16 protein-coding genes are annotated in these 20806 nt (G+C 61.4%); 6 read left to right on the plus strand and 10 right to left on the minus strand.

Annotation, left to right across the window (positions count from 1 at the left end):
- Positions 1-239: 239 nt before the first annotated feature.
- Genes ACV8MC_RS10000 through ACV8MC_RS10025 form a run of 6 tightly spaced genes read left to right on the plus strand, consistent with a single transcriptional unit; the run spans position 240 to position 10422 of the window.
- A complete protein-coding gene (locus ACV8MC_RS10000; RefSeq protein ID WP_457265148.1) occupies positions 240-1031 on the plus strand; it encodes a YfaP family protein in 792 nt (263 codons plus the stop codon).
- A 35-nt stretch (positions 1032-1066) separates the two neighbouring features.
- Positions 1067-2779, plus strand: a complete 1713-nt coding sequence (locus ACV8MC_RS10005; RefSeq protein ID WP_457265149.1) for a DUF2138 domain-containing protein — start codon at positions 1067-1069, stop codon at positions 2777-2779.
- Entirely contained in the window at positions 2764-3414 is a 651-nt protein-coding gene (locus ACV8MC_RS10010; protein WP_423664906.1) for a DUF1175 domain-containing protein, read from the plus strand. The genes ACV8MC_RS10005 and ACV8MC_RS10010 overlap by 16 nt, the downstream gene beginning before the upstream one ends.
- Complete coding sequence (locus ACV8MC_RS10015; RefSeq protein ID WP_457265151.1) at positions 3411-7985, plus strand: alpha-2-macroglobulin family protein; 4575 nt, start codon at positions 3411-3413, stop codon at positions 7983-7985. The genes ACV8MC_RS10010 and ACV8MC_RS10015 overlap by 4 nt, the downstream gene beginning before the upstream one ends.
- 1 nt (position 7986) lies before the next feature.
- Entirely contained in the window at positions 7987-9606 is a 1620-nt protein-coding gene (locus ACV8MC_RS10020) for a DUF2300 domain-containing protein (protein ID WP_457265153.1), read from the plus strand.
- Positions 9607-9609: 3 nt separating this feature from the next.
- Positions 9610-10422 (plus strand): YfaP family protein, encoded by an 813-nt coding sequence (locus ACV8MC_RS10025; RefSeq protein ID WP_457265155.1) that lies wholly within the window; start codon positions 9610-9612, stop codon positions 10420-10422.
- A gap of 62 nt (positions 10423-10484) precedes the next feature.
- Here ACV8MC_RS10025 and ACV8MC_RS10030 read toward each other — a convergent pair whose 3' ends face one another.
- The 10 genes from ACV8MC_RS10030 to exaC form a co-directional block, all read right to left on the minus strand.
- Complete coding sequence (locus ACV8MC_RS10030) at positions 10485-10655, minus strand: hypothetical protein (RefSeq protein ID WP_016772997.1); 171 nt, start codon at positions 10653-10655, stop codon at positions 10485-10487.
- Positions 10656-11073: 418 nt separating this feature from the next.
- The gene (locus ACV8MC_RS10035) at positions 11074-11820 is read right to left on the minus strand and encodes a S24 family peptidase (RefSeq protein WP_041477707.1); all 747 of its coding nucleotides are present in this window, start codon (positions 11818-11820) and stop codon (positions 11074-11076) included.
- Between the two features lie 319 nt (positions 11821-12139).
- Positions 12140-12667, minus strand: a complete 528-nt coding sequence (gene ppa, locus ACV8MC_RS10040; protein ID WP_003205933.1) for an inorganic diphosphatase — start codon at positions 12665-12667, stop codon at positions 12140-12142.
- A gap of 112 nt (positions 12668-12779) precedes the next feature.
- Positions 12780-13592, minus strand: a complete 813-nt coding sequence (locus ACV8MC_RS10045) for a M90 family metallopeptidase (RefSeq protein ID WP_056790687.1) — start codon at positions 13590-13592, stop codon at positions 12780-12782.
- A 4-nt stretch (positions 13593-13596) separates the two neighbouring features.
- On the minus strand, positions 13597-14247 hold the full coding sequence (locus tag ACV8MC_RS10050) for a DedA family protein (RefSeq protein WP_095181915.1): 651 nt from the start codon (positions 14245-14247) through the stop codon (positions 13597-13599).
- Between the two features lie 228 nt (positions 14248-14475).
- Positions 14476-14937, minus strand: a complete 462-nt coding sequence (locus ACV8MC_RS10055) for a GNAT family N-acetyltransferase (RefSeq protein WP_016773002.1) — start codon at positions 14935-14937, stop codon at positions 14476-14478.
- A gap of 115 nt (positions 14938-15052) precedes the next feature.
- Positions 15053-15877 (minus strand): ethanolamine ammonia-lyase subunit EutC, encoded by an 825-nt coding sequence (gene eutC / locus ACV8MC_RS10060; RefSeq protein ID WP_406227581.1) that lies wholly within the window; start codon positions 15875-15877, stop codon positions 15053-15055.
- 5 nt (positions 15878-15882) lie between these two features.
- Positions 15883-17277 carry an ethanolamine ammonia-lyase subunit EutB gene (locus ACV8MC_RS10065; protein WP_039761855.1) on the minus strand — a complete coding sequence of 465 codons (1395 nt, stop codon included), beginning with the start codon at positions 17275-17277 and terminating at the stop codon, positions 15883-15885.
- A 52-nt stretch (positions 17278-17329) separates the two neighbouring features.
- The gene (eat, locus tag ACV8MC_RS10070; protein WP_024014466.1) at positions 17330-18781 is read right to left on the minus strand and encodes an ethanolamine permease; all 1452 of its coding nucleotides are present in this window, start codon (positions 18779-18781) and stop codon (positions 17330-17332) included.
- A 172-nt stretch (positions 18782-18953) separates the two neighbouring features.
- Positions 18954-20474 (minus strand): acetaldehyde dehydrogenase ExaC, encoded by a 1521-nt coding sequence (gene exaC, locus ACV8MC_RS10075; RefSeq protein WP_024014465.1) that lies wholly within the window; start codon positions 20472-20474, stop codon positions 18954-18956.
- Positions 20475-20806 lie beyond the last annotated feature (332 nt).

Here is a 20806-nt window from a genome sequence, read left to right on the forward strand (position 1 = left end):
CTTATTCGGCTCATTTTATGAGCCGAATAACTTCGCTATTCGGCTCACGCCCTCTCGAAAGCGAGATTCCTACAGCAATCACACATGTATCCGATTGTTAAAAAACTGCCGAATCGCTAATCTTCGCGGCTTCTACGGCCCCGACAGTTGCGGGGCATTCAGACGAAACGCAGTTCACCGCTGTGAAGTACCGAGGATCGGGTGCAAGGTTTCGTTCAAGGCATGGCAGGAGGCGTCACATGCGTTTATTTCTTTTGCTGCTGATCGGCTTCGCCTGCGCGCCTGTGCTGTGGGCCGCGCCGGCTGCGCAATTGTCCGAGCCGGTCGGCGGCTGGCGTTATCACGGCCTGCTCGATCGTTCGGAAAATTCGCAGGTCGCCTACCCGACGCCGCCGATCGATCGCGGCATTCAGCGCAATCGCACGATGATCCAGGGCCAGCTCAAAGCCCTCGGCCACATGCGTCCGCCGCACACCCTCGCCGTCAACGGCAATCCATTGAATCTGTACACCGATGATCAGGGACGTTTTGCCCGGCCCTACGCATTTGGCGCCGGTTCCAACAGCGTCGAAGTGATCAGCGCCGAGGGCCAGTCGCTCAAGCGCGTGCAATTTTATGAAGCAAATAATCTGCGCACGCCGGCGCAGATTCGTCTTGTCTTGGGATGGGACGACCCGAAAGCCGAGCTGGATCTGCATATTGTCACCCCCGACGGTCAGCATGCCTTTTGGGCACGGCCGGCGCTGAGCAATGGCGGCGGCCTCGACCCGGATGGCGTCGACGGCCCCGGCCCGGAAATGTTCACCATGACCGCGCCGCTGCACGGCACGTATCTGGTCTACGTCAACTATTGGGGCAACTACGGCGATGGTGGCTATAACTTCGAGGAGACCAGCAATCAGAACGAGGTGATCACTTCGCAGATCACCCTGGTGCTCAACGAAAACACCGTCGACGAAAAACGCGAAACCTTCATCGTGCCCCTGCGGGCGATCGGTGATCTGTTGCTGGTCAAGACTTTCAACTATTAAGCATCCCGCCACGGATGAACTCGGATGTTGTGAACATGAGCGATAACACTGTGACTCCAGCTGCCGCGACACCGGCGGCCAAACCTTCGCGGCGCTGGCCGCTGGTCTTGCTCGGCCTGTGCCTGGTGGCCGGTGTGGCGGGCGGTTTCGGCTGGCTGCTGCTCAAGCCCAAAGCGCCGCCAGCGGCACTGGCCAGTGACAGGCTCGGCCTCGGCCGTCCGGATGCCTTGCTCGAAACCCGTTCACTGAGCCAGTTGCCCAAGGACCTCCTGACGGTGCCGTTTCTCAAGGCCACGCTCACCGAGGATTTCGTCTTCTATTACGAAACTCACGCCGATCGCCTCGGCCTGATCGGCAGCCTGCGCCGGATTATCTACGAGCATGACCTGAAGTTGCAGGACAGCCTGATCGAGCAGCTTTTCGATCAACCGGCCGATGTTGCGCTGTGGCGTGGCGCCGATGGTCGTTTGAAGGATTTCCTGCTGGTGATGGATCGCGGCGGGTTGGCCAAGCTGCTCGAGCCATTGGCGAAAGTGGCGCTGGATGACACCCAGCTCAGCGTCTTCGGCACTCTCAAAGTCGGCAGCGACGAAGTGCCGCTGTATCAACTCAGCTACAACGCCAGCAAATCGCTGCTGTTCGCGTCGCGCGGCGACAAACTGGTGGTGCTGTCCAATCCAGCCAAGTACTACGACCCGGAAAGCGGCGTCTCGGAAGAATCGGGCCGCGTCTCCGCGCAAGCGCTGGCGGCGTTGCTCAACGGTGAAAAACTTTTCCCCGAAGCGTTCGGCTTGCCGGCGAAAAGCCCGGAAACCAGGCAGCGTCTGTCGGTCAATTCCAGCGTGCTCGCCATGGGCTATCAGCGCTTCATCCCGAATTTCGCCGGGCTGCGTTTCGACATGGATGACAAGGGCTGGCACAGCTATCTGGCCATGGATGAGCTGGAAAACCAGCCGGACTTCGACTTCAAACCGGTCTGGCAAGCGATGCCGCTGGGGGCGAGCGCTTGCGTGGCCCTGCCGGTGGCGGCCGAGCCGCAGAAGCCGATATTGATCAAACTCGGCGCCGAAGAAGCGGTGGCGCAGACCCTCACCGAACATATCGCCGGCGCGGCCGGCCTGTGCTGGTACGCCGATTCGCGGCTGTACACGCCATTGCTGGTCGCCAGCCTCAAAGACGAGGACAGCAGCAAGCTTGATGGTGATCTGGGCAAGTTGTTCGGCTCGATGGTCGGCGCGTTCGAAGCCAATGTCGCCGAAAGCGTATTCCCGGTGATCGACAAGCAGGAAGGCCAGAGCCACGTCTGGCAGCGTCAGGTCAGTTCCAGTTTCGGGCCGTACGCGGCGAAGACCGCCGAGAACCCGGAGGCGATTTCCGGCAAGGCGTTCATGAAAGTCAGCCTCGCCCGTCACGGCTCGACGCTGCTGTTTTCCCTCGACGACAAACTCGTCGACAAAGCCCTCGGCACCCTCGACAAGCGCTTCCCGCCGATGGCCGACGTGCTGCCAAAAGACGTATTGATGCCGATCTACTTCGGCCCGGACGCGATGGCGCAACTGATGCAGCGCGAAACCCTCGACAGCCTGCCGCAGGACATGGAGCCGGTGTTCTACAACGCCGCGCAAACCTACCTGATGCCGAAACTGCGCACCCTTGGCGGCTACGGCAAATATGCCCTGACCCTGCCCGAAGGCAGTGAGCCGGACGGCCACTGGCAATGGCTGCCGCTGGAATGGAAAGCGCTGTGAGCGCACTGATCCGCAGCCTCGGCTTGCTTGCTTTGCTGCTGAGCGCCGGCGCCCGTGCGGTTGAAGCGCCAGCGCTCGACCCGGCGCAATCCCAGGTGTTTCGCGCCTGGTTTGTGCGTATTGCTCAAGAGCAATTGAGCCAAGGCCCAAGCCCGCGCTGGTATCAGCAGGACTGCGCCGGCCTGGTGCGCTTTGCCGCCAACGAAGCGCTGAAAGTCCACGACGACAAATGGCTGCGCAGCAATGGTCTGTCCAATCGCTACCTGCCGCCGGAACTGGCGCTGAGCGACGAGCAACGCAAGCTCGCGCAACAGTGGCAGCAGGGCGGCGGCAAGGTCGGGCCGTACGTCAACGCGATCAAACTGATTCAGTTCAACAGCCATCTGGTCGGCCGCGATGTGGCGCAGGCGCGGCCCGGTGACCTGATGTTTTTCGATCAGGGCGACGATCAGCACCTGATGATCTGGATGGGCCGCTACATCGCCTATCACACCGGCACCACCACCCCCACTGACAACGGCATGCGTTCGGCAAGCCTGCAGCAACTCATGACATGGAAGGACACCCGATGGATACCCGACGCAGCCAACCCCAACTTCATCGGCGTCTATCGACTGAACTTTCTCTCCCAATGACCGGTGCCCGCATGTTGCGTATCTGTTCGCGAATTTCTTTGCTGTTAGCGTTGTTGCTGCCGTTTACCTGGGTCAACGCCGAAGACTCGGTGGAGCCGAGCAATTACACGCCGGTGGCCGGTGAGAGTTTCTTCCTGCTCGCCGACAGCAGTTTTGCCAGCGACGAGCCGGCGATGGTCCGCCTCGAAGCCCCGGGTCGTGACTACCGGCGCTTTCGCATGGAGCCGTACGGCGGCGCCGACATTCGCGTATATCGCATCGACAAGCCGCTGGATTTCCTCAAGCGCCAGAAGAACCTGCACCGCGTCGTCAGTGACGGCCAGTTCAAGGGCGAAGGTCTGTCCAACACCCTCGCGTATCTGTGGGACAACTGGTATCGCAAATCCCGGCGGGTGATGCAGCGTGCGTTCTCTTACGAATCGCGCAAGCAGGTCACCGAAGAAGTGCCGGAACTGAAAATGGGCGAGGCCATGGCCGCGCCGACGCCGTACGACGCGCAGCCGCAATTTGCGCTGATCCCGGGTCTGCCGGTGGTCAGCCAGTTCCGTTATCCGCTGTGGCAGGCCAAGCCGATTCAGCCGCCGGCCGGGGTCAATCTGGCCGGCTCGTCCAGCGACTTTGTCAGCGTCGCACCGGGCAACGTGTACATCCCGCTGGGCAACCTGAAGCCGGGGCTGTATCTGGTCGAAGCGCTGATCGGCAAGTACCGCGCGACCACCATGGTTTTCGTCTCCAACACCGTCGCGGTGAGCAAGATTGCCGGTGATGAATTGCTGGTCTGGGCCGCGCGCAAACACGAAGGCAGCTCGGTGCCGAAGGTCAATGTGCTGTGGACCGATGGCCTCGGCGTGATGAGCAGCGGTGCTACCGATGCCGACGGTCTGCTGCGTCTGAAACACGTCAGCCCGGAGCGTTCGTTCGTCATCGGCGAGGACGAAGAGGGCGGCGTATTCGTCTCGGAAAACTTCTACTACGACAGCGAAATCTACGACACCAAACTGTATGCCTTCACCGATCGGCCGCTGTATCGCCCGGGCGATTGGGTGTCGCTGAAAATCGTCGGGCGCGAGTTCAAGAATGCCCGTGATTCGGTGCTGCCGGGTGCGGCGGATGTCAGTGTCAGCGTGCTCGATGCCACGGGGACCGAACTGCAAACCCTCAATCTGAAGCTTGATTCGAAAGCAGGTACCCAGGGTCGCTTCCAGTTGCCGGATAACGCCGTGGCCGGTGGTTACGAGATCCGTTTCAACTACAAGGATCAGGCCTACAGCAGTGCTTTCCGCGTCGCCGAATACATCAAGCCGCACTTCGAAATCTCGCTGAATCTGGCCAAGCAGGATTACCGCACCGGTGAGCCGGTGAAAGGCAATCTGGTGCTGCTCTATCCGGACGGCAAACCGGTGGCCAACGCCAAATTGAGCCTGAGCCTGCGCGCCCAGCAACTGTCGATGGTCGACAACGAGCTGCAATACCTCGGGCAATTCCCGGTGGAATTGACCAGCACCGAACTGACTACCGACAGCAAAGGCAACGCGACACTGGATCTGCCAGCGGCGGAAAAACCGAGCCGCTACATGCTCACCGTGTTCGCCAGCGATGGCGCGGCGTATCGGGTCAAGACCACCAAGGAAATCCTCATCGACCGTGGCGCGGCGAGTTTTCGTTTGAGCGCGCCGCAACGCTTCAGTGCAGTCGGTGACAAGGTTGCGTTCAGCTACGCCAACGAGGGCGGCACTGAGCAAAGCAAAGCGGTGACCCCAAGCACGTATGGTTGGGTGCGTCTGGAAGACCAGAGCACAGGCGAGGGCAAACTCGCGGAGAATGACAAAGGCTTCAGCATGGCCTTCGAACGCCCGGGCACGTACAACCTGACGCTGAAGGATCAACACGGTCGCGTCCTCGGCGCCACCGGCCATTCGGTCACCGGCGACGGTGTGAAAGCGGTGCCGGGCACGGTGGAAATCGTCCTCGACAAGCCCGAGTACAAGGCGGGCGAAGAAGCGCTGGCGCTGATCACCTTCCCTGAGCCGGTCAGCGACGCACTGCTGTCGCTGGAGCGCGACAAGGTCGAGGCCACTGCGCTGCTGGCCAAGGGCGGCGACTGGCTGAAACTGGAAAAACTCAGCGACACCCAATACCGCGCGCGCATTGCGGTGAAAGACAGCTTCGCGCCGAACCTGACCTTCTCCGTGCTCTACACCAAGGGCGGTCAGTACAGCTTTCAGAACGCCGGGATCAAAGTGGTCGCGCCGCAAATCGACGTGGCGATCAGCACCGACAAAGCGGTGTACCTGCCGGGCGATACGGTCACGGTCGACCTGACCACGCAGTTCGCCGGCAAAGCGGTTCCGGCACACTTGACGGTCAGCGTGGTCGACGAAATGGTCTACGCGCTGCAACCGGAAGTCGCGCCGAGCATCGACCAGTTCTTCTATCACCCTCGGCGCAACAACGTGCGCACCAGTGCCAGCCTGTCATTCATCAGCTACGACGTGGCATTGCCGGGTAGCCCCGGCGCCCCGGGTAAAGCCAATCGCAGCGAACGCGGCGTGAAGGTGCTTGAGCGTCCGCGCCGTGAAGACGTCGACACCGCTGCGTGGCAGCCGGAGCTGTTGACCGGCGCCGACGGCAAAACCCGCTTCACCTTCAAGATGCCGGACTCGCTGACCCGCTGGCGCATCACCGCTCGAGCGATTGCCGATGACGGTCAGGTCGGGCAGAAGAAGCAGTTTGTCCGTTCGGAAAAACCGCTTTACCTGAAGTGGAGCGGGCCGAGCAAATTCCGCAAGGGCGATCAGCCGCAGCTGGGTGTGTTCGCTTTCAGTCAGGCAGAGAAACCGGTCAAGGCGGAACTGGTGACTCACTATGCCGGTACCGAACAACGTCTGCCGGTGACCCTGAACAGCGGCATCAATTACCTGCCACTGCCGGCGTTCGCTTTGGCCTCTGGCGAGTGGACGGCGGAGTTGGTGCAGGACGGCAAAGTCGCCGATGCCCTGGCTGTGCGCTTGAGTGCCACCGGTGAAGGCTGGCAAGTCACGCAAACGCAAAGTCTCGATGTGGTCAGCGGCGACACACCCTTGAGTTTGCCGGCGGATGCCACGGATATCCGCCTGCGTCTGGATGACAGTCCGCAAGCGCTGTTCCGTTCCGCCCTCGATGATCTGCTCGGCTACCCGTACGGCGGCGTCGAGCAGACGGCCAGTCGCTTGCTGCCGCTGAGCATCGCTTATCCATCGCTGGCGTCGAACCCGCAGATTCGCGATCGCTTGCGCCTGATCATGCAGAACAGCCGCCTGCGTCTGGTGCAAATGGCCGGGCCGTCGGCGAGCTTCACCTGGTGGGGCTACGACGGCGAGCCGGATGCATTTCTCACCGCCTATGCCTATTACGCTGACTGGAATGCCAGCCGCGTACTCGACCTGACCCTGCCGCCGGAGCACTGGCAGCGCGTACTCGAGGTGTACGCCAAGCAAGCGCCGAATACGCCATTGCTGCAGCGGGCGCTGATTCTGTCGTTCGCCAAACAGATGCAGCTGCCAGTGAACACGCTGCTCAGCGGTCTGATCGACGATCTGGTCAAGGCCGGTGAAGGCAGTGCCGAAACCTTGCTCGACGACGGCCAGGACAGTCTGGTGATGAACGACCCGGATTCGGCACTTGGTCTGGCGACGGCGCGGGTACTCACTGCATCGTTGGCCACGCAGGCGAAAGTTGCTTTGCCGGAGGCGTTCAATCGGCAACTGGGCGCAGCGCAACAACGTCTGGCCGTCAGCTCGCAGCCCTTCGTTGAAGCACTGAACCTGTCGCTGCAACCGTTCGATCAGGCTCGCGCCACGGCGTTGTTGCAACGTCTGTTGCCGCAGCAATCGACACTGGAACGTGCACTGGCGCTGACCTGGCTGCAACGCAGCATCGCTCAGGCCTCGCCGACCATCGCGCTGATGCCGGGTGAGGGCTGGAAGAAAAACTACGGCGCCAGCGGCGAGATGTACTGGACATGGCAAGGCGCGACGCCTTTGCCGAACGTACTGAGCGTGTCCGGCGCGCAAGAGCGGCCGTTGCGTGCAGCGCTGAGCTTCCAGACTCAACAGCCGCAGGTCGATCCGATGGCCGTGAGCGTCACTCGGCGTCTGTCGCGGCTGGTGCCGGGCGACGAAGCGTTCACCTTCAAACTCGAGCCGGTCGGCACCAAGCCGCTGTCCAGCGACAGCCTGTACCTGGACGAGGTGATCCTCACCAGCAAGGCACCGAAACCGCTGCGCTACGGCATGCTCGAAGTGCCGCTGCCACCGGGCGCGGATGTCGAGCGCACGACATGGGGCATCAAATTGCAGGGCAAGGACGGCACCGAACCGACCGCGCTGGAGAAGGCGCGTTTCGAACCGGGACAACTGGCATACGCGGTGCCGGTCGACGCGCTGAGTGGTGAGTTGCGCCTGCGTCATCTGGTGCGCTTCTCGCAGAAGGGCCAGTTCAACCTGCCGCCGGTACGCTTCAAGCAAGTGTATGCACCGCAACATCAGGCCCAGGAGGCGAAAGCCGCCCTCGGTCAGGTCACGGTCAACTGACATGCGCCGGCCGCTGTTGTGGCTGCTGATGGGTGTGATGCCTGCGCTGGCGACAGCGCAGGACGAGCCGTTGCGCGTGGCCTATCAGGGCGATTTGTTGTCGTTGAGTCAGACGCAACTGATCAAGCGCGAACCGTTGCCAGCGTCACTGGATGCGCCGCTGGGCAGTCTGTGGAAGTTGTTCGTCTACGCGTGGCTGGTGGATACCGGTGCACGGGAACCGGCTTATGAATGTCGCGGGCAGTCCAAAGAAGAAGTTTATTGCTGCTCGGCGGGCGGCAAGATCGAGCGGGATCAGGCACTGGTGAAGTCCTGCGGTCTGTATTTCGAACCGGCGCGGTTGGGCATTGCAGCGACGGATTGGCGAGCGTATTGGCAGGCGCGGCAGGCGCCGTCATGGTTGCTGGATTTGCCAGCCGTGCAACCGGCAACAAGGGTTTCGGTTGCCGAGTTATTGAGCGTTCTGGCATTGCTGCCAGCGCAGGATCAGACGCGCCGCGTGCTGCTCGATGTCGTGCTGAACGCGGCGGATGGCAATGTCGTCGGCGAGTTGGGCGGGCGCCTGCGGGTGAAAACCTGGAGCTGGCTCGGCGACCAGGATGCACTATCACGCCAGGGTGGATTCGCCGGCTGGAGCGCCGACGGCGCGCCGATCTGGGCGGGTGGGCGCGGTACCAGTCAAATGGTACTGCGCCATTACGGTCAGGCGCTGGCCAGCGTATTACCGACGGCTTGGCCAGCGGACGCGGGGCGTTGTGTGGAAGTCGGGCTGTTTTCGAAATATCCGGTTTCGAAGGTTCTGGTCGGGGATCGTGTCGCCACGTCCGGGCCATTGCGCGGCGACTACCGCGTCGAATTCGCCAACGGCAACGCGCTGGACATCCACAGCGATGGCGAACTGTTTCTGCTCAACGACAAACTCGTCGCAAGGCTTGATCGCGAAGAGTACGTCGCCCGCGTGCTGGAGCGCGAAGCCAAACCTGAGCCGGCCGAAGCCGCCAAGGCCCTCGCCATAGCGATCCGCACCTATCTGCTGCAAAACGCCACGCGCAACGGCGATTGTCTGAGCATTGACGACAGCAGCAATCGCCAGCGCGTCGCCCCGCGTCCAGCCTCGGCCGAGTCACGCAACATCGCGGCGTGGACGGCGGATCTGGTACTGGCCGGCAGCACCGTCACCTATCACTCCGACCAGCCCGGCCCGGACAAACTCGCCTGGCAGCAAGCCGTCGAGCAAGCGAACGCCGGCCAGCGCTACGACGCGATTCTGCTGCACGCCTATCCACGCGCCAGCCTCAGCCGCTGGGATAACCCGGTCGCCTCCTGCGAAGCATTGCCCGCCGCGCAAGACTGGCTGCAGAAGCAGCGACGCAGCTGGCGTCCGAGGCTCGAAAGCGAAACCGGCTACAACGAAGTCAGCACTTTCGCCGTGTGCAAACTCGCCTTCGGCCGGCCCTTCGTCGACCGCGAACGCCAGCGCATATACGTGCGCGGCGTGCTGAGCCTGCAGGATCGCCTCGATCTGACCCACGAATATCTGCACCTGGCCTTCGAAGCACACCCCAACGGCCAGGATGAAACCTACATCGAAGGGCTCGCCCGTCACCTTTTGCTGGAATAGACCATGACACTCCGTTATCCACAGGTCTTGCTGCTGCTCTGTGCCCTCAACGTGCTGCCGCAAGCGTTCGCCGCCGATGGCGTCAAACTCGACACCCCGGTCGGCGGCTGGCGCAGCGGCGCACCGCAAGGCGAGGGCGAGAGCTTTCGCCAGACCGTCAACTACCCGGCCTCGTCGGTCAACACACCGCTTGGCCAGGCCAATACCGCGAGAATCAGCGGCCAGATCAAAGCCGCGCCGAAAAACAATGAACCCGGGCGCCTGATCGTCAACGGCGTCAGCATGCCGCTGAAAATCGACCCCGCCGGCGGCTTCGATCGCCCGTTCTCCTTCCCCAATGGCAGCAACAGCGTCGAAGTGCGCAGCGCCGACGGCCAGCAACGCCACCGCACGCAATTCCTCAACGCCCGCGGCGGCGTCACACCGGCCAAATTGCGCGTGTTGCTGGCCTGGGACAGCGACGGCACCGACCTCGACCTGCACCTGATCACCCCCGACGGCGCCCACATCTGGTACGGCAACCGCAGCGCCGCCAACGGCGCCGCCCTCGACGTCGACGTCACCACCGGCTACGGCCCGGAAATCGCCGCCATGCCCACGCCGATCAAGGGGCAGTATCTGGTGTATGTGAATTATTACGGCGGCGGATATCGCGGGGATGACGAAGGTGGGGATGAAGCGGTGCAGGCGCTGACCACGGCGCAGGTGACGGTGATTACTGAAGAAGGCACGCCGAGCGAAAAGATGGAGACGTTTGTAGTGCCGATGCGGACGGCGGGGGAATTGACGCTGGTGAAGTCGTTCAGTTATCCGTGAGGGGAATTTGTCCAACGGGTTGTTGGACAAATTCAGCAACTGTAGCTGGGCGCTCGAACAGCTTACAGATCAGCCAGACTGACCTGCATTCGCTGAGGAGCGGCGAGGCGCTCGTGAACGATGGCGGCAAGTTCGTCATCTTCTTCACTGGCCAACTTATCTTCGGCAGGCGGCTCGCCTCGTTCGGCGGCGCGCTTCAGCGCGTCCTCAATGGGGAATGAGGTTTTGGGCATTTGGTGTTTCCTGCGATATTTGGCGGGACGGTAACCAGTGCATTGGGCGCTATACAAGCTGGAATGCAATTTCAGCAATGGATATGGTTTGTTGCAGGCATTAAAAAGCCGGCTTGTGGCCGGCTTCTCGGGGACTGGCTTGGTTTATTTTTGGTAAACCGCGCCAGCCTTCAAAACGTACATCCGGATCTGCGTCCGGCTGTGGGACTTGGTCAGACGTTGGTCTGCCGCGTCGGGCGTCATCCGAGCCGCTGGGCGGGTCGATGCGCGAATGTGGGGCGCAGGATACTGAGTTTTGCTCTGGATTCCCAGCCTCAAGTGCGGTTTAGAGCGACTGAAACGGTACAAACTCGAGATTTGTACCGGTTGTCAGGGCCTTTTCGCGGGCAAGCTCGCTCCCACAGGTTCGAGTGAAATGTCATAGAAACGGCACCACCGGCCGGCGCTTGCCCAGTGTCGACCACCAGAACACCCAGCCAAGAATATGAATCCGCTGCTCTTCGATCTGCGCTGGCCGGAAGACCTCGTCGGGGTATTCGGCGCTGTTGTGGCTGCGCATGCGCAGGCCGTTGCCGGGCATGCGGTGCAGGTATTTGATGCGCAGCATGCCGTCGTGCTCTACGGCGTAGATTTCGCCGTCGACGACCTGGGTCAGGCCGCGGTCGATGGCGACGATGGAGCCGTCTTCGATGCGATCGGCCATGCTGTTGCCGATCATGTGCGCGCAGATGGCGTTGGCGTGCTGGATGTCGAGTTGATCGAGGTGGGCGCGGGGCAGGCGCAGGGATTGGTCGGGGTCGAGGATGACGTGGGTTTTACCGTCGCCGTTGGCGATCGGGGTTTCCTTGAAAAATGCCAGGTCGATGTCGCTGGGGTTGATGACGGTGTAGACGCCGCAGATGGCCTGGGCATCGAACGTGTCGCCATTGCTGGCGGGTGGGTGCAGGCGCGCGACCTCCTTGACGCCTTCCCCGGTTTTCAGCCATTCACTATTGACCGACAACAGGCGTGAGACTTCTTCCATGCGATACGCCGGGACGCCCCGGGTGTACCAGTTATGAACGTTTTGGGCTTCCGTGCCCCAGAACCTTGCGAAATCCGTGGTGCTGATGTTCGCTGCTTCCAGGAGTGCCTTGAATCGTGGACCGCTAGTGTTCTTTCTCATAAACACGGAGTCTACGGCCGGACTAGAGCGGTTTGAATAAACCGGGCGTTCAAAAAAAGCCTGTATTTTGCGACGGGATGTAAGACGTACTTGTGGGAAATTAAACAGATTAAAACTGCATGTAGGAATTTAAACGGTTTGTTTAGTCGGGCTTTTTCAAGAGCCCCTCACCCCCACCCTCTCCCGGAGGGAGAGGGGGCCGACCAAGGTGTATTTCGAGTTACATAGACCTGAACAACCGAGTCGATTATGCAGACGCCAATAACAAAAAACCCCGGAAATCCGGGGTTTTTTCAAGCGTCACGCAAGGCGCAATTGCTTAGCCCTTGTAGGCGGCAACCGACTTGGTGATCGCTTCGCGGGCGGCGTCTGCACCGGCCCAGCCTTCGATCTTGACCCACTTGCCCTTCTCGAGATCCTTGTAGTTCGCGAAGAAGTGCTCGATCTGCTGGATCAGCAGGGGTGGCAGGTCGGTGTATTCCTTCACATCGACGTACAGCTGCGACAGCTTGTCGTGTGGCACGGCGATGACTTTGGCATCGCCGCCGCCGTCGTCGGTCATGTTCAGGATGCCGACCGGACGGGCGCGGATTACCGAGCCTGGAGCAACCGGGTAAGGGGTTACGACCAGCACGTCGAGGGGATCACCGTCGTCAGCCAGGGTGTTCGGGATGTAACCGTAGTTGGCCGGGTAGAACATTGGGGTGGCCATGAAACGGTCAACGAACAGGCAATCGCTGTCTTTGTCGATTTCGTATTTGATCGGCGCGTGGTTGGCCGGGATCTCGATCGCGACGTAGATGTCGTTCGGCAGGTCTTTGCCAGCCGGAATCTTGCTGTAGCTCATTGGGCGTTGCCCCCGTAGTTGACCAAAAACACTTGGCCGGATTGACCAAAAAGTGGCGGCGATTATAGGCACATTCCTACGCCGACGCCACGTACCAGAAGTCGTGCAGAGCTCAGTCGTGCGCCTGATAGACCGGGTCTGTGGCCTGAAGTTGCCGCAGTCTGCCCAACGGATCCTGCCGGTAGAAAAGCTGCAGTTGCAAGTAGACCTGTGGATAAGCCTCGTGGAGCAGATCCGGGGCGCTGAAGAAGTATTCGCTGGCGACGGCGAAGAACTCTGCCGGGTTCTCGGCGGCGTAGGGATCGATGGCGGTTTCGGCGTCTGGATCGTGGTCGAGTTGGCGGTTGAGGTCGTCGTAAGCGGCCTGCATCACTTTGGCCCAGTCGCTGACGCGCATGTCGGCGTGCAGTGGCGGCAGGCCGTTGGCGTCGCCGTTGAGCATATCGAGCTTGTGCGCCAGTTCGTGGATCACCAGGTTGTAGCCTTCCCAGCCACCGCTGGCCTGTACGCCGGGCCAGGCGAGAATCACCGGCCCCTGCTGCCAGGCTTCACCGCTGTGTTCGCCGTCCCACTCATGCTCGACGCCGCTGGCATCGCGATGGCGTTGCGGGCTGAGGAAGTCATCCGGGTACAGCACGATCTCGTGGAAACCCTGGTACCAGTTCAGATCGCCGAGGTGCAGCAACGGCAACTGCGCCTGGGCGGCGAGCAGCAGGCGTTGCTCCTGATGCAGTTCGACACCGGGCAGGGCGGTCAGGTGTTTGTCGTCGAGAAACAGCACGCAGGCTTCGCGCAACCACTGGTCTTCAGCAGCGCTGATGCCATCGAGGAAGGAGAGTTGATGGCGCACCCGTTGCCACAGGTCGTCGGCAATCGGGTGCCTGGCCAGGAGGCGCCGGCGTCGCCAGGCGCTCAGTGACCACATCGGATCAGTGCGATTGCACTTTGGTGCCGCCGAACCGGCTGCGCACCACGCCGATGATCATCGGTACCAGCGACAGCAGGATGATTGCCACCACCAGCAGCGAGAGGTTTTTCTTGATGAACGGCACGTTGCCGAAGAAGTAACCCAGAGTGACGAGACCGCCGACCCAGAGGATGGTGCCGAGCACGCTGAAGCCGAAGAAACGCGGGTACGGCATCCGCGCGACACCGGCGACGAACGGCGCGAAGGTGCGGATGATCGGCAGGAAACGCGCCATGGTCACGGTCTTGCCGCCGTGCTTGTCGTAGAAGTCGTGGGTTTTTTGCAGGTAATCGCGACGGAAGATTTTCGAGTTCGGGTTGCTGAACAGCTTCTCCCCGGCCGTGCGTCCTATCACGTAGTTGGTACTGTCGCCCATGATCGCCGCCAGCATCAGCAGGCCACCGAGCAGCACCGGATCCATGCCGCCGCCGGCCGCCACTGCGCCAGCGATGAACAGCAGCGAGTCACCCGGCAGGAACGGCATCACCACGAGCCCGGTTTCACAGAAGATCACCATAAACAGGATGGCGTAGATCCATGGCCCATAGTTGTTCACCAGCAAATCGAGATACACATCGAGATGCAGGATAAGGTCGAGCGGGTTGAAATCCATGGGGGCACCTGTATGACGGCCCGACTCGGCAGGCCTGTGCGGATGACTTCGTGTAAGCCTACAGCGGGGTGTAGTTTTTCTTACAAGCCGGAAAGATCGGGATTATACGGTCTGAGCGATGAAAAGCGCGTCGGTTTTGTAGCGGGGAGTGTCGCGAAGTGAGCAATTGTCAGGGAAAAGGTGGCCGTGGCGAGGGAGCGAACTCCCTCATCACCGAAGCCGTTGGAGTCAGAGCTCGTCGCTGATCGGCAGTACGTAGTTCTTGAACTCGGTGTCTTCCTTGAAGCCGATCGATTCGTAGGTTTTCTGCGCCACTTCGTTGTTCGCGCTGGTCGAGACGCGCATGCGCACGGCTTGGGTTTCCTTGGCCATTTTCTTCGCGGTACGGATCAGATTGTCGGCGACCAGTTGCCGGCGCGCGTCTTCAGCAACGTAGATATCGTTGAGAATCCACACGCGTTTGAGCGACAACGAAGAGAAGCTCGGATAGAGCTGGCAGAAACCCATGAGTTTCTTGTCGTCATCGTCGGCCAGGGCCAGATAGATTACCGACTCTTTGCGGCGCAAGCGCTTTTCGAGGAACGCGCGGGAGGAATCCGGGTAAGGCAGGGAGCCGTAGAACTCGCGATATTTGACGAACAAAGGAGTCAGCAAATCCAGATGTTCGAGGGTCGCTTGAATAATCCGCATGATAGGTCTCGTCTTCAAGTGGCTGTCTTCAACTGCTCTGACGGCGATGGGAAACCCGGGCGGCCGTGCGTCGATCCTGCCTGAAAGCAGCGCAGAAAGGCAATGCGGAAACGGTTCAGGCTGGCGGTGGATCGAGCAGGAAGTTGCCTTTCATGTCGACAGCGTCGTCCGCCTCCAATGTGTGCAACTGAGCTTCATCCTTCAGATTGACCCCCGACAGCTGCCGCCGACACGCCTCGCGCATCAGATACAGCAAGCGATGCGCCGCCATGCCGTAGCTCAAACCTTCAAGCCGGACATTGGAAATGCAATTGCGATAGGCGTCGGTGAGGCCGACCTTTGGCGCGTAGGTGAAATACAGCCCGAGGCTGTCCGGCGAACTCAGGCCCGGGCGCTCGCCGATCAGCATCACCACCATTTTCGCCCCGAGCAACTGGCCGATTTCGTCTCCGATGGCCACTCGGCCCTGTTCCACCAGCACCACCGGTGCCACGGACCAGCCGTCGCCGCTCATCTGCTCTTCCAGGCGCGTCAGGAACGGCAGGGTGTGGCGATGCACCGCCAGTGCCGACAGGCCATCAGCGACGACAAGCACCAGATCGACGCCGCCTGGATGTTGGCTGGCGTAGTCGCGCAAGGTCTGCGCCGATTCATCGCTGAGCTTGCGCCCCAGGTCCGGGCGTTGCAGATAGGTGTGTCGGTCCGGCGCGGCGCTTTGCAGCGCCAGGGTTTCCCGCCCGCGGTCGCTCAGTTGTGCGCTGATTTCGCTGTGATCGAAGGCCAGATGCACGGCATCACGGGCTTGGGCGTGGGCAAACTGAAAATCCAGCTGCGCCCGCGTCGGCAGACTGGTGCCGGTTCGGCCCAGGGCAATCCGCGCCGGGGTCAGGCGGCGCAGTTCCAGCCAGGGGTTTTGCGGATCGACCGGTGGTTTTTCCATAAGACTTATCCCAAGTGCGCCAAGGCCTGGCGGAAGGCCGGCGGCAGGTTGTTGCCGAAGCGAACCTTGCCGTCCGCCTGGGTGAAGATGCCCATGTTGGCCAGCCATTGCTCGAACTCCGGCGCCGGTTTCAGGCCCAGGGTCTGGCGGGCGTACAAGGCGTCGTGAAACGAAGTGGTCTGGTAATTGAGCATGATGTCGTCGGAGCCGGGGATGCCCATGATGAAGTTGATCCCGGCGACGCCGAGCAACGTCAGCAGGGTATCCATGTCGTCCTGGTCGGCTTCGGCGTGGTTGGTGTAGCAGATGTCGCAGCCCATCGGCACGCCGAGCAGCTTGCCGCAGAAGTGATCTTCAAGGCCGGCGCGGATGATCTGCTTGCCGTTGTAGAGGTACTCCGGGCCGATAAATCCTACGACGGTGTTCACCAGGAATGGCTTGAAATGTCGCGCCACGGCGTAGGCCCGTGTCTCGCAAGTCTGTTGATCGACGCCGTGGTGGGCGTTGGCCGACAGCGCGCTGCCCTGACCGGTTTCGAAATACATCAGGTTCTGCCCGAGGGTGCCGCGCTTGAGACTGAGCCCGGCGTCGTAGCCTTCTTGCAACACGTTGAGGTTGATGCCGAAACTGGCGTTGGCCGCTTCAGTGCCGGCAATCGACTGGAAGACCAGATCCAGCGGCACGCCACGGTTGATCGCCTCGATCGAGGTGGTGACGTGGGTCAGCACGCAGGCTTGGGTCGGGATGTCATAGCGCTGGATGATCGCGTCGAGCATCTCCAGCATCGCGCAGATCGAAGCGATGCTGTCGGTGGCCGGGTTGACCCCGATCATCGCATCGCCGTTGCCGTAGAGCAGGCCGTCGAGAATGCTCGCGGCGATGCCGGACGGCTCGTCAGTCGGGTGGTTGGGTTGCAGGCGGGTCGACAGGCGCCCGCGCAAACCGAGGGTGCCGCGAAATTGGGTGACCACGCGGATTTTCTGCGCGACCAGCACCAGATCCTGTACACGCATGATCTTCGACACGGCGGCGACCATTTCCGGGGTCAAACCGGGGGCGAGGGCGCGCAGGCTGGTTTCGTCCGCCGCATCACTGAGCAGCCAGTCGCGAAAGCCGCCAACGGTGAGGTGACTGACCACGGCGAAGGCTTGTTTGTCGTGGGTGTCGATGATCAGCCGGGTGACTTCATCGGCTTCGTAGGGAATCAGCGCTTCCTGCAGGAAGTGCGTGAGCGGGATGTCCGCCAGGGCCATTTGCGCGGCCACCCGTTCGCCGTCGTTGAGCGCGGCGATCTCGGCGAGAAAATCCCCCGAGCGGGCGGGGCTGGCCTTGGCCATGACGTCTTTGAGGCTGTCGAAGCGGTAAGTCTGCGCGCCGACCGTGTGAGCAAAACTGGCCATTCAGCGTTCTCCGTGACGGCGCAGAATGCGTCTGCGCCGTGGTTTTCGACAATCAGTGCAAGGCTTGTTCAGCTTTTTGAATCGCCGCGAATTCTTCTTCCGGCGTGCCTGCTACCAAGTGATGCCGACTGTAGAAAGCAAAGTAAGCAATTAACACTCCATAGATGATCGCGGCGCCGATCACCACCCGTGGATCGACGAGGAAACCCGCCACCACGGCGATGCACGCCAATACCAGCGCCACACCCGAGGTGAAAATGCCGCCCGGCGTGCGATACGGCCGGTCCATTTTGGGGCGCCGGATACGCAGGGTGATGTGTGCGGCCATCATCAGCACATAGGAAATGGTCGCGCCGAACACCGCGACCAGAATCAGCAAATCGCCCTGGCCGGTCAGCGACAGACCAAAGCCGATGATGCCGGGAATCACCAGAGCCAGCACCGGTGCCTTGCTCTTGTTGGTCTGCGACAGTTTGCGCGGCAGGTAACCGGCCCGCGACAGCGCGAAGATCTGGCGCGAGTAGGCGTAGATGATCGAGAAGAAACTGGCGATCAGCCCGGCCAGACCGACGAGATTGACGAAGCTGCCCATCCAGGTCGAGCCACCGTAGGCCTTGCTCAGTGCTTCGACCAGCGGGTTACCCGACGTCAGCAGCGAATTCGCACCAGCGCCGCCAGGGCCGACGATCAGAATCAGCAGGGCAAACATCAGCAGCACCAGCATCGCCCCGATCAGGCCACGCGGCAGATCGCGCTTGGGGTTTTTGGTTTCTTCGGCGGCCAGCGGCACGCCTTCGACGGCGAGGAAAAACCAGATCGCATAGGGAATCGCCGCCCACACGCCGACATAGCCGAACGGCAGAAACGGACTGGCACCGACCGCAGTGGTCACCGGGATGTCGAGCAGATTGGCGACGTCGAAGTGCGGCACCATCGCCACCAGAAACACCCCCAGCGCCAGCGCGGCGACGGCGGTAATGATGAACATCAGCTTGAGCGCTTCGCCGACCCCGAAAATGTGGATGGCGATGAAGATGATGTAGAACGCCAGATAGATCATCCAGCCGCCAATACCGAACAGCGACTCGCAGTAGGCGCCGATGAACACCGCGATGGCGGCGGGGGCGATGGCGTACTCGATGAGGATCGCGGTGCCGGTGAGAAACCCGCCCCACGGCCCGAACGCACTGCGGGCGAAACCGTAGCCGCCGCCAGCGGTGGGAATCATCGACGACAATTCGGCCAGGGAAAAACACATGCACAGGTACATGGTCGCCATCAGCAGCGTGGCGAGAAACATCCCGCCCCAGCCACCTTGGGCGAGGCCGAAGTTCCAGCCGGCGTAGTCGCCGGAAATCACATAGGCGACGCCGAGGCCCACCAGCAGGACCCAGCCGGCGGCGCCTTTTTTCAGTTCGCGTTGTTGGAAGTAATCGGTGCCGACTTTTTCGAAGTCGACGGAGGAGCCGGTCGCCGGAGCGCCGGCCGGGGATTCGCTTGGCATAGGGTTCACCATTTTTATTGTTTTATTGGCCCGGCTACAGCCAGGAACCTGATCGTTCCCACGCGCAGCATAGGAATGTATCAACGGACGCTCCGCGTTCGGCTTTGAAGGAACGCGGAGCGTCCCGGGCTGCATTCCCACGCAGAGCGTGGGAACGATCAGCATCGCAGGATCAGAAGAATCCCAACGGATTGATGTCGTAGCTCACCAGCAGGTTCTTGGTCTGCTGATAATGGTCGAGCATCATCTTGTGGGTTTCACGCCCGACGCCGGACTTCTTGTAACCGCCGAACGCGGCGTGCGCCGGGTACAGGTGATAGCAGTTGGTCCACACGCGACCGGCCTTGATCGCCCGGCCCATGCGGTAGGCGCGGTTGATGTCGCGGGTCCACAGGCCGGCGCCGAGGCCGAACTCGGTGTCGTTGGCAATCGCCAGGGCTTCGGCTTCGTCCTTGAAGGTGGTGATGCTCACCACCGGGCCGAAGATTTCTTCCTGGAACACGCGCATCTTGTTGGTGCCCTTGAGCAGGGTCGGCTGGATGTAATAACCGGTGGCCAGGCTGCCCTCGAGTTTTTCCACCTTGCCGCCGGTCAGCAGTTCCGCACCTTCGCCCTTGGCGATTTCCAGGTACGAGAGGATCTTATCGAATTGCTGCTCCGATGCCTGGGCGCCGACCATGGTGTCGGTGTCCAGCGGGTCGCCACGTTTGATCTGGCTGACTTTCTTCATCACTGCCTGCATGAATTCGTCGTAGATCGATTCCTGCACCAGCGCGCGGGAAGGGCAGGTGCACACTTCGCCCTGGTTGAAGAACGCCAGCACCAGGCCTTCGGCGGCTTTTTCGATGAAGCTCGGCTCGGCCTGCATGATGTCTTCGAAGAATATGTTCGGCGACTTGCCGCCCAGTTCCACGGTCGACGGAATGATGTTTTCCGCTGCGCATTTCATGATGTGCGAGCCGACCGGGGTCGAGCCGGTGAAAGCGATCTTGGCGATACGCTTGCTGGTTGCCAGTGCTTCGCCGGCCTCTTTACCGAAGCCTTGCACGACGTTGAGCACGCCCGGCGGCAGCAGGTCGCCGATCAGTTCCATCAGCACGCAGATGCCCAGCGGGGTTTGCTCGGCAGGTTTGAGCACCACGCAGTTACCGGCGGCCAGCGCTGGCGCGAGCTTCCACGCCGCCATCAGCAGCGGGAAGTTCCACGGGATGATCTGGCCGACCACGCCCAGCGGTTCATGGATGTGGTAGGCCACGGTGTTGCCGTCGATTTCCGCAGCGCTGCCTTCCTGGGCGCGCAGGCAACCGGCGAAATAACGGAAATGGTCAGCGGCGAGCGGGATGTCGGCGTTGAGGGTTTCGCGGATGGCTTTACCGTTGTCCCAGGTTTCGGTGATCGCCAGCAGTTCGAGGTTTTCTTCGATGCGGTCGGCGATTTTCAGCAGGATCAGCGAGCGTGCCTGCACGGAAGTGGCGCCCCACGCATCGGCGGCGGCGTGGGCAGCGTCCAGCGCCTTGTCGATGTCTTCGGCGGTGGAGCGGGGGAATTCGGCGATTGGCTGGCCATTGACTGGCGAGGTATTGGTGAAGTACTGACCTTTGACCGGCGCGACGAATTCGCCGCCGATGTAGTTACCGTACTTGCTCTTGAACGAGACTTTGGCGCCGTCGGTACCGGGATGGGCGTAACGCATGATGATGTTCTCCTTGGCTTTGTACTTATTAGAGAAACGCGCAAGTGCGCTTGCTTTAAGCGTAGAGCAAGGGCCGGGCCACTGCCGTGCAGGTCAGGCAAATCAAGGGTTTGGCCGGTTTGTCTCGGACGAATGGAGTGGCGCTGTGACGGTTTCGGTACAGCGTCCGTGACAATTTGTACCGCTTGCGACACAGCCCGTGACCGGACGGTCTTGCCAGCATTGCAATGCGCTGTTGGCTGAGGGATCCTCAGCCAACAGCAATCCGCTAGGAGCTGCCGAAGGCTGCGATCTTTTGATTTTGTTTTTGAAGATCAAAAGATCGCAGCCTG

It is taken from the genome of Pseudomonas sp. PK-RTE-24 (genome assembly GCF_054052265.1).

Bases quoted from the DNA above. Each gene is read 5' to 3' on its own strand.
- ppa (WP_003205933.1), bottom strand. From the start codon at position 12,667: ATGAGCTACAGCAAGATTCCGGCTGGCAAAGACCTGCCGAACGACATC.
- ACV8MC_RS10010 (WP_423664906.1), top strand. From the start codon at position 2,764: ATGGAAAGCGCTGTGAGCGCACTGATCCGCAGCCTCGGCTTGCTTGCT.
- ACV8MC_RS10000 (WP_457265148.1), top strand. From the start codon at position 240: ATGCGTTTATTTCTTTTGCTGCTGATCGGCTTCGCCTGCGCGCCTGTG.
- eat (WP_024014466.1), bottom strand. From the start codon at position 18,781: ATGCCAAGCGAATCCCCGGCCGGCGCTCCGGCGACCGGCTCCTCCGTC.
- ACV8MC_RS10015 (WP_457265151.1), top strand. From the start codon at position 3,411: ATGACCGGTGCCCGCATGTTGCGTATCTGTTCGCGAATTTCTTTGCTG.
- ACV8MC_RS10050 (WP_095181915.1), bottom strand. From the start codon at position 14,247: ATGGATTTCAACCCGCTCGACCTTATCCTGCATCTCGATGTGTATCTC.
- exaC (WP_024014465.1), bottom strand. From the start codon at position 20,474: ATGCGTTACGCCCATCCCGGTACCGACGGCGCCAAAGTCTCGTTCAAG.
- ACV8MC_RS10045 (WP_056790687.1), bottom strand. From the start codon at position 13,592: ATGTGGTCACTGAGCGCCTGGCGACGCCGGCGCCTCCTGGCCAGGCAC.
- ACV8MC_RS10020 (WP_457265153.1), top strand. From the start codon at position 7,987: ATGCGCCGGCCGCTGTTGTGGCTGCTGATGGGTGTGATGCCTGCGCTG.
- ACV8MC_RS10025 (WP_457265155.1), top strand. From the start codon at position 9,610: ATGACACTCCGTTATCCACAGGTCTTGCTGCTGCTCTGTGCCCTCAAC.
- eutC (WP_406227581.1), bottom strand. From the start codon at position 15,877: ATGGAAAAACCACCGGTCGATCCGCAAAACCCCTGGCTGGAACTGCGC.
- ACV8MC_RS10055 (WP_016773002.1), bottom strand. From the start codon at position 14,937: ATGCGGATTATTCAAGCGACCCTCGAACATCTGGATTTGCTGACTCCT.
- ACV8MC_RS10035 (WP_041477707.1), bottom strand. From the start codon at position 11,820: ATGAGAAAGAACACTAGCGGTCCACGATTCAAGGCACTCCTGGAAGCA.
- ACV8MC_RS10005 (WP_457265149.1), top strand. From the start codon at position 1,067: ATGAGCGATAACACTGTGACTCCAGCTGCCGCGACACCGGCGGCCAAA.
- ACV8MC_RS10030 (WP_016772997.1), bottom strand. From the start codon at position 10,655: ATGCCCAAAACCTCATTCCCCATTGAGGACGCGCTGAAGCGCGCCGCC.
- ACV8MC_RS10065 (WP_039761855.1), bottom strand. From the start codon at position 17,277: ATGGCCAGTTTTGCTCACACGGTCGGCGCGCAGACTTACCGCTTCGAC.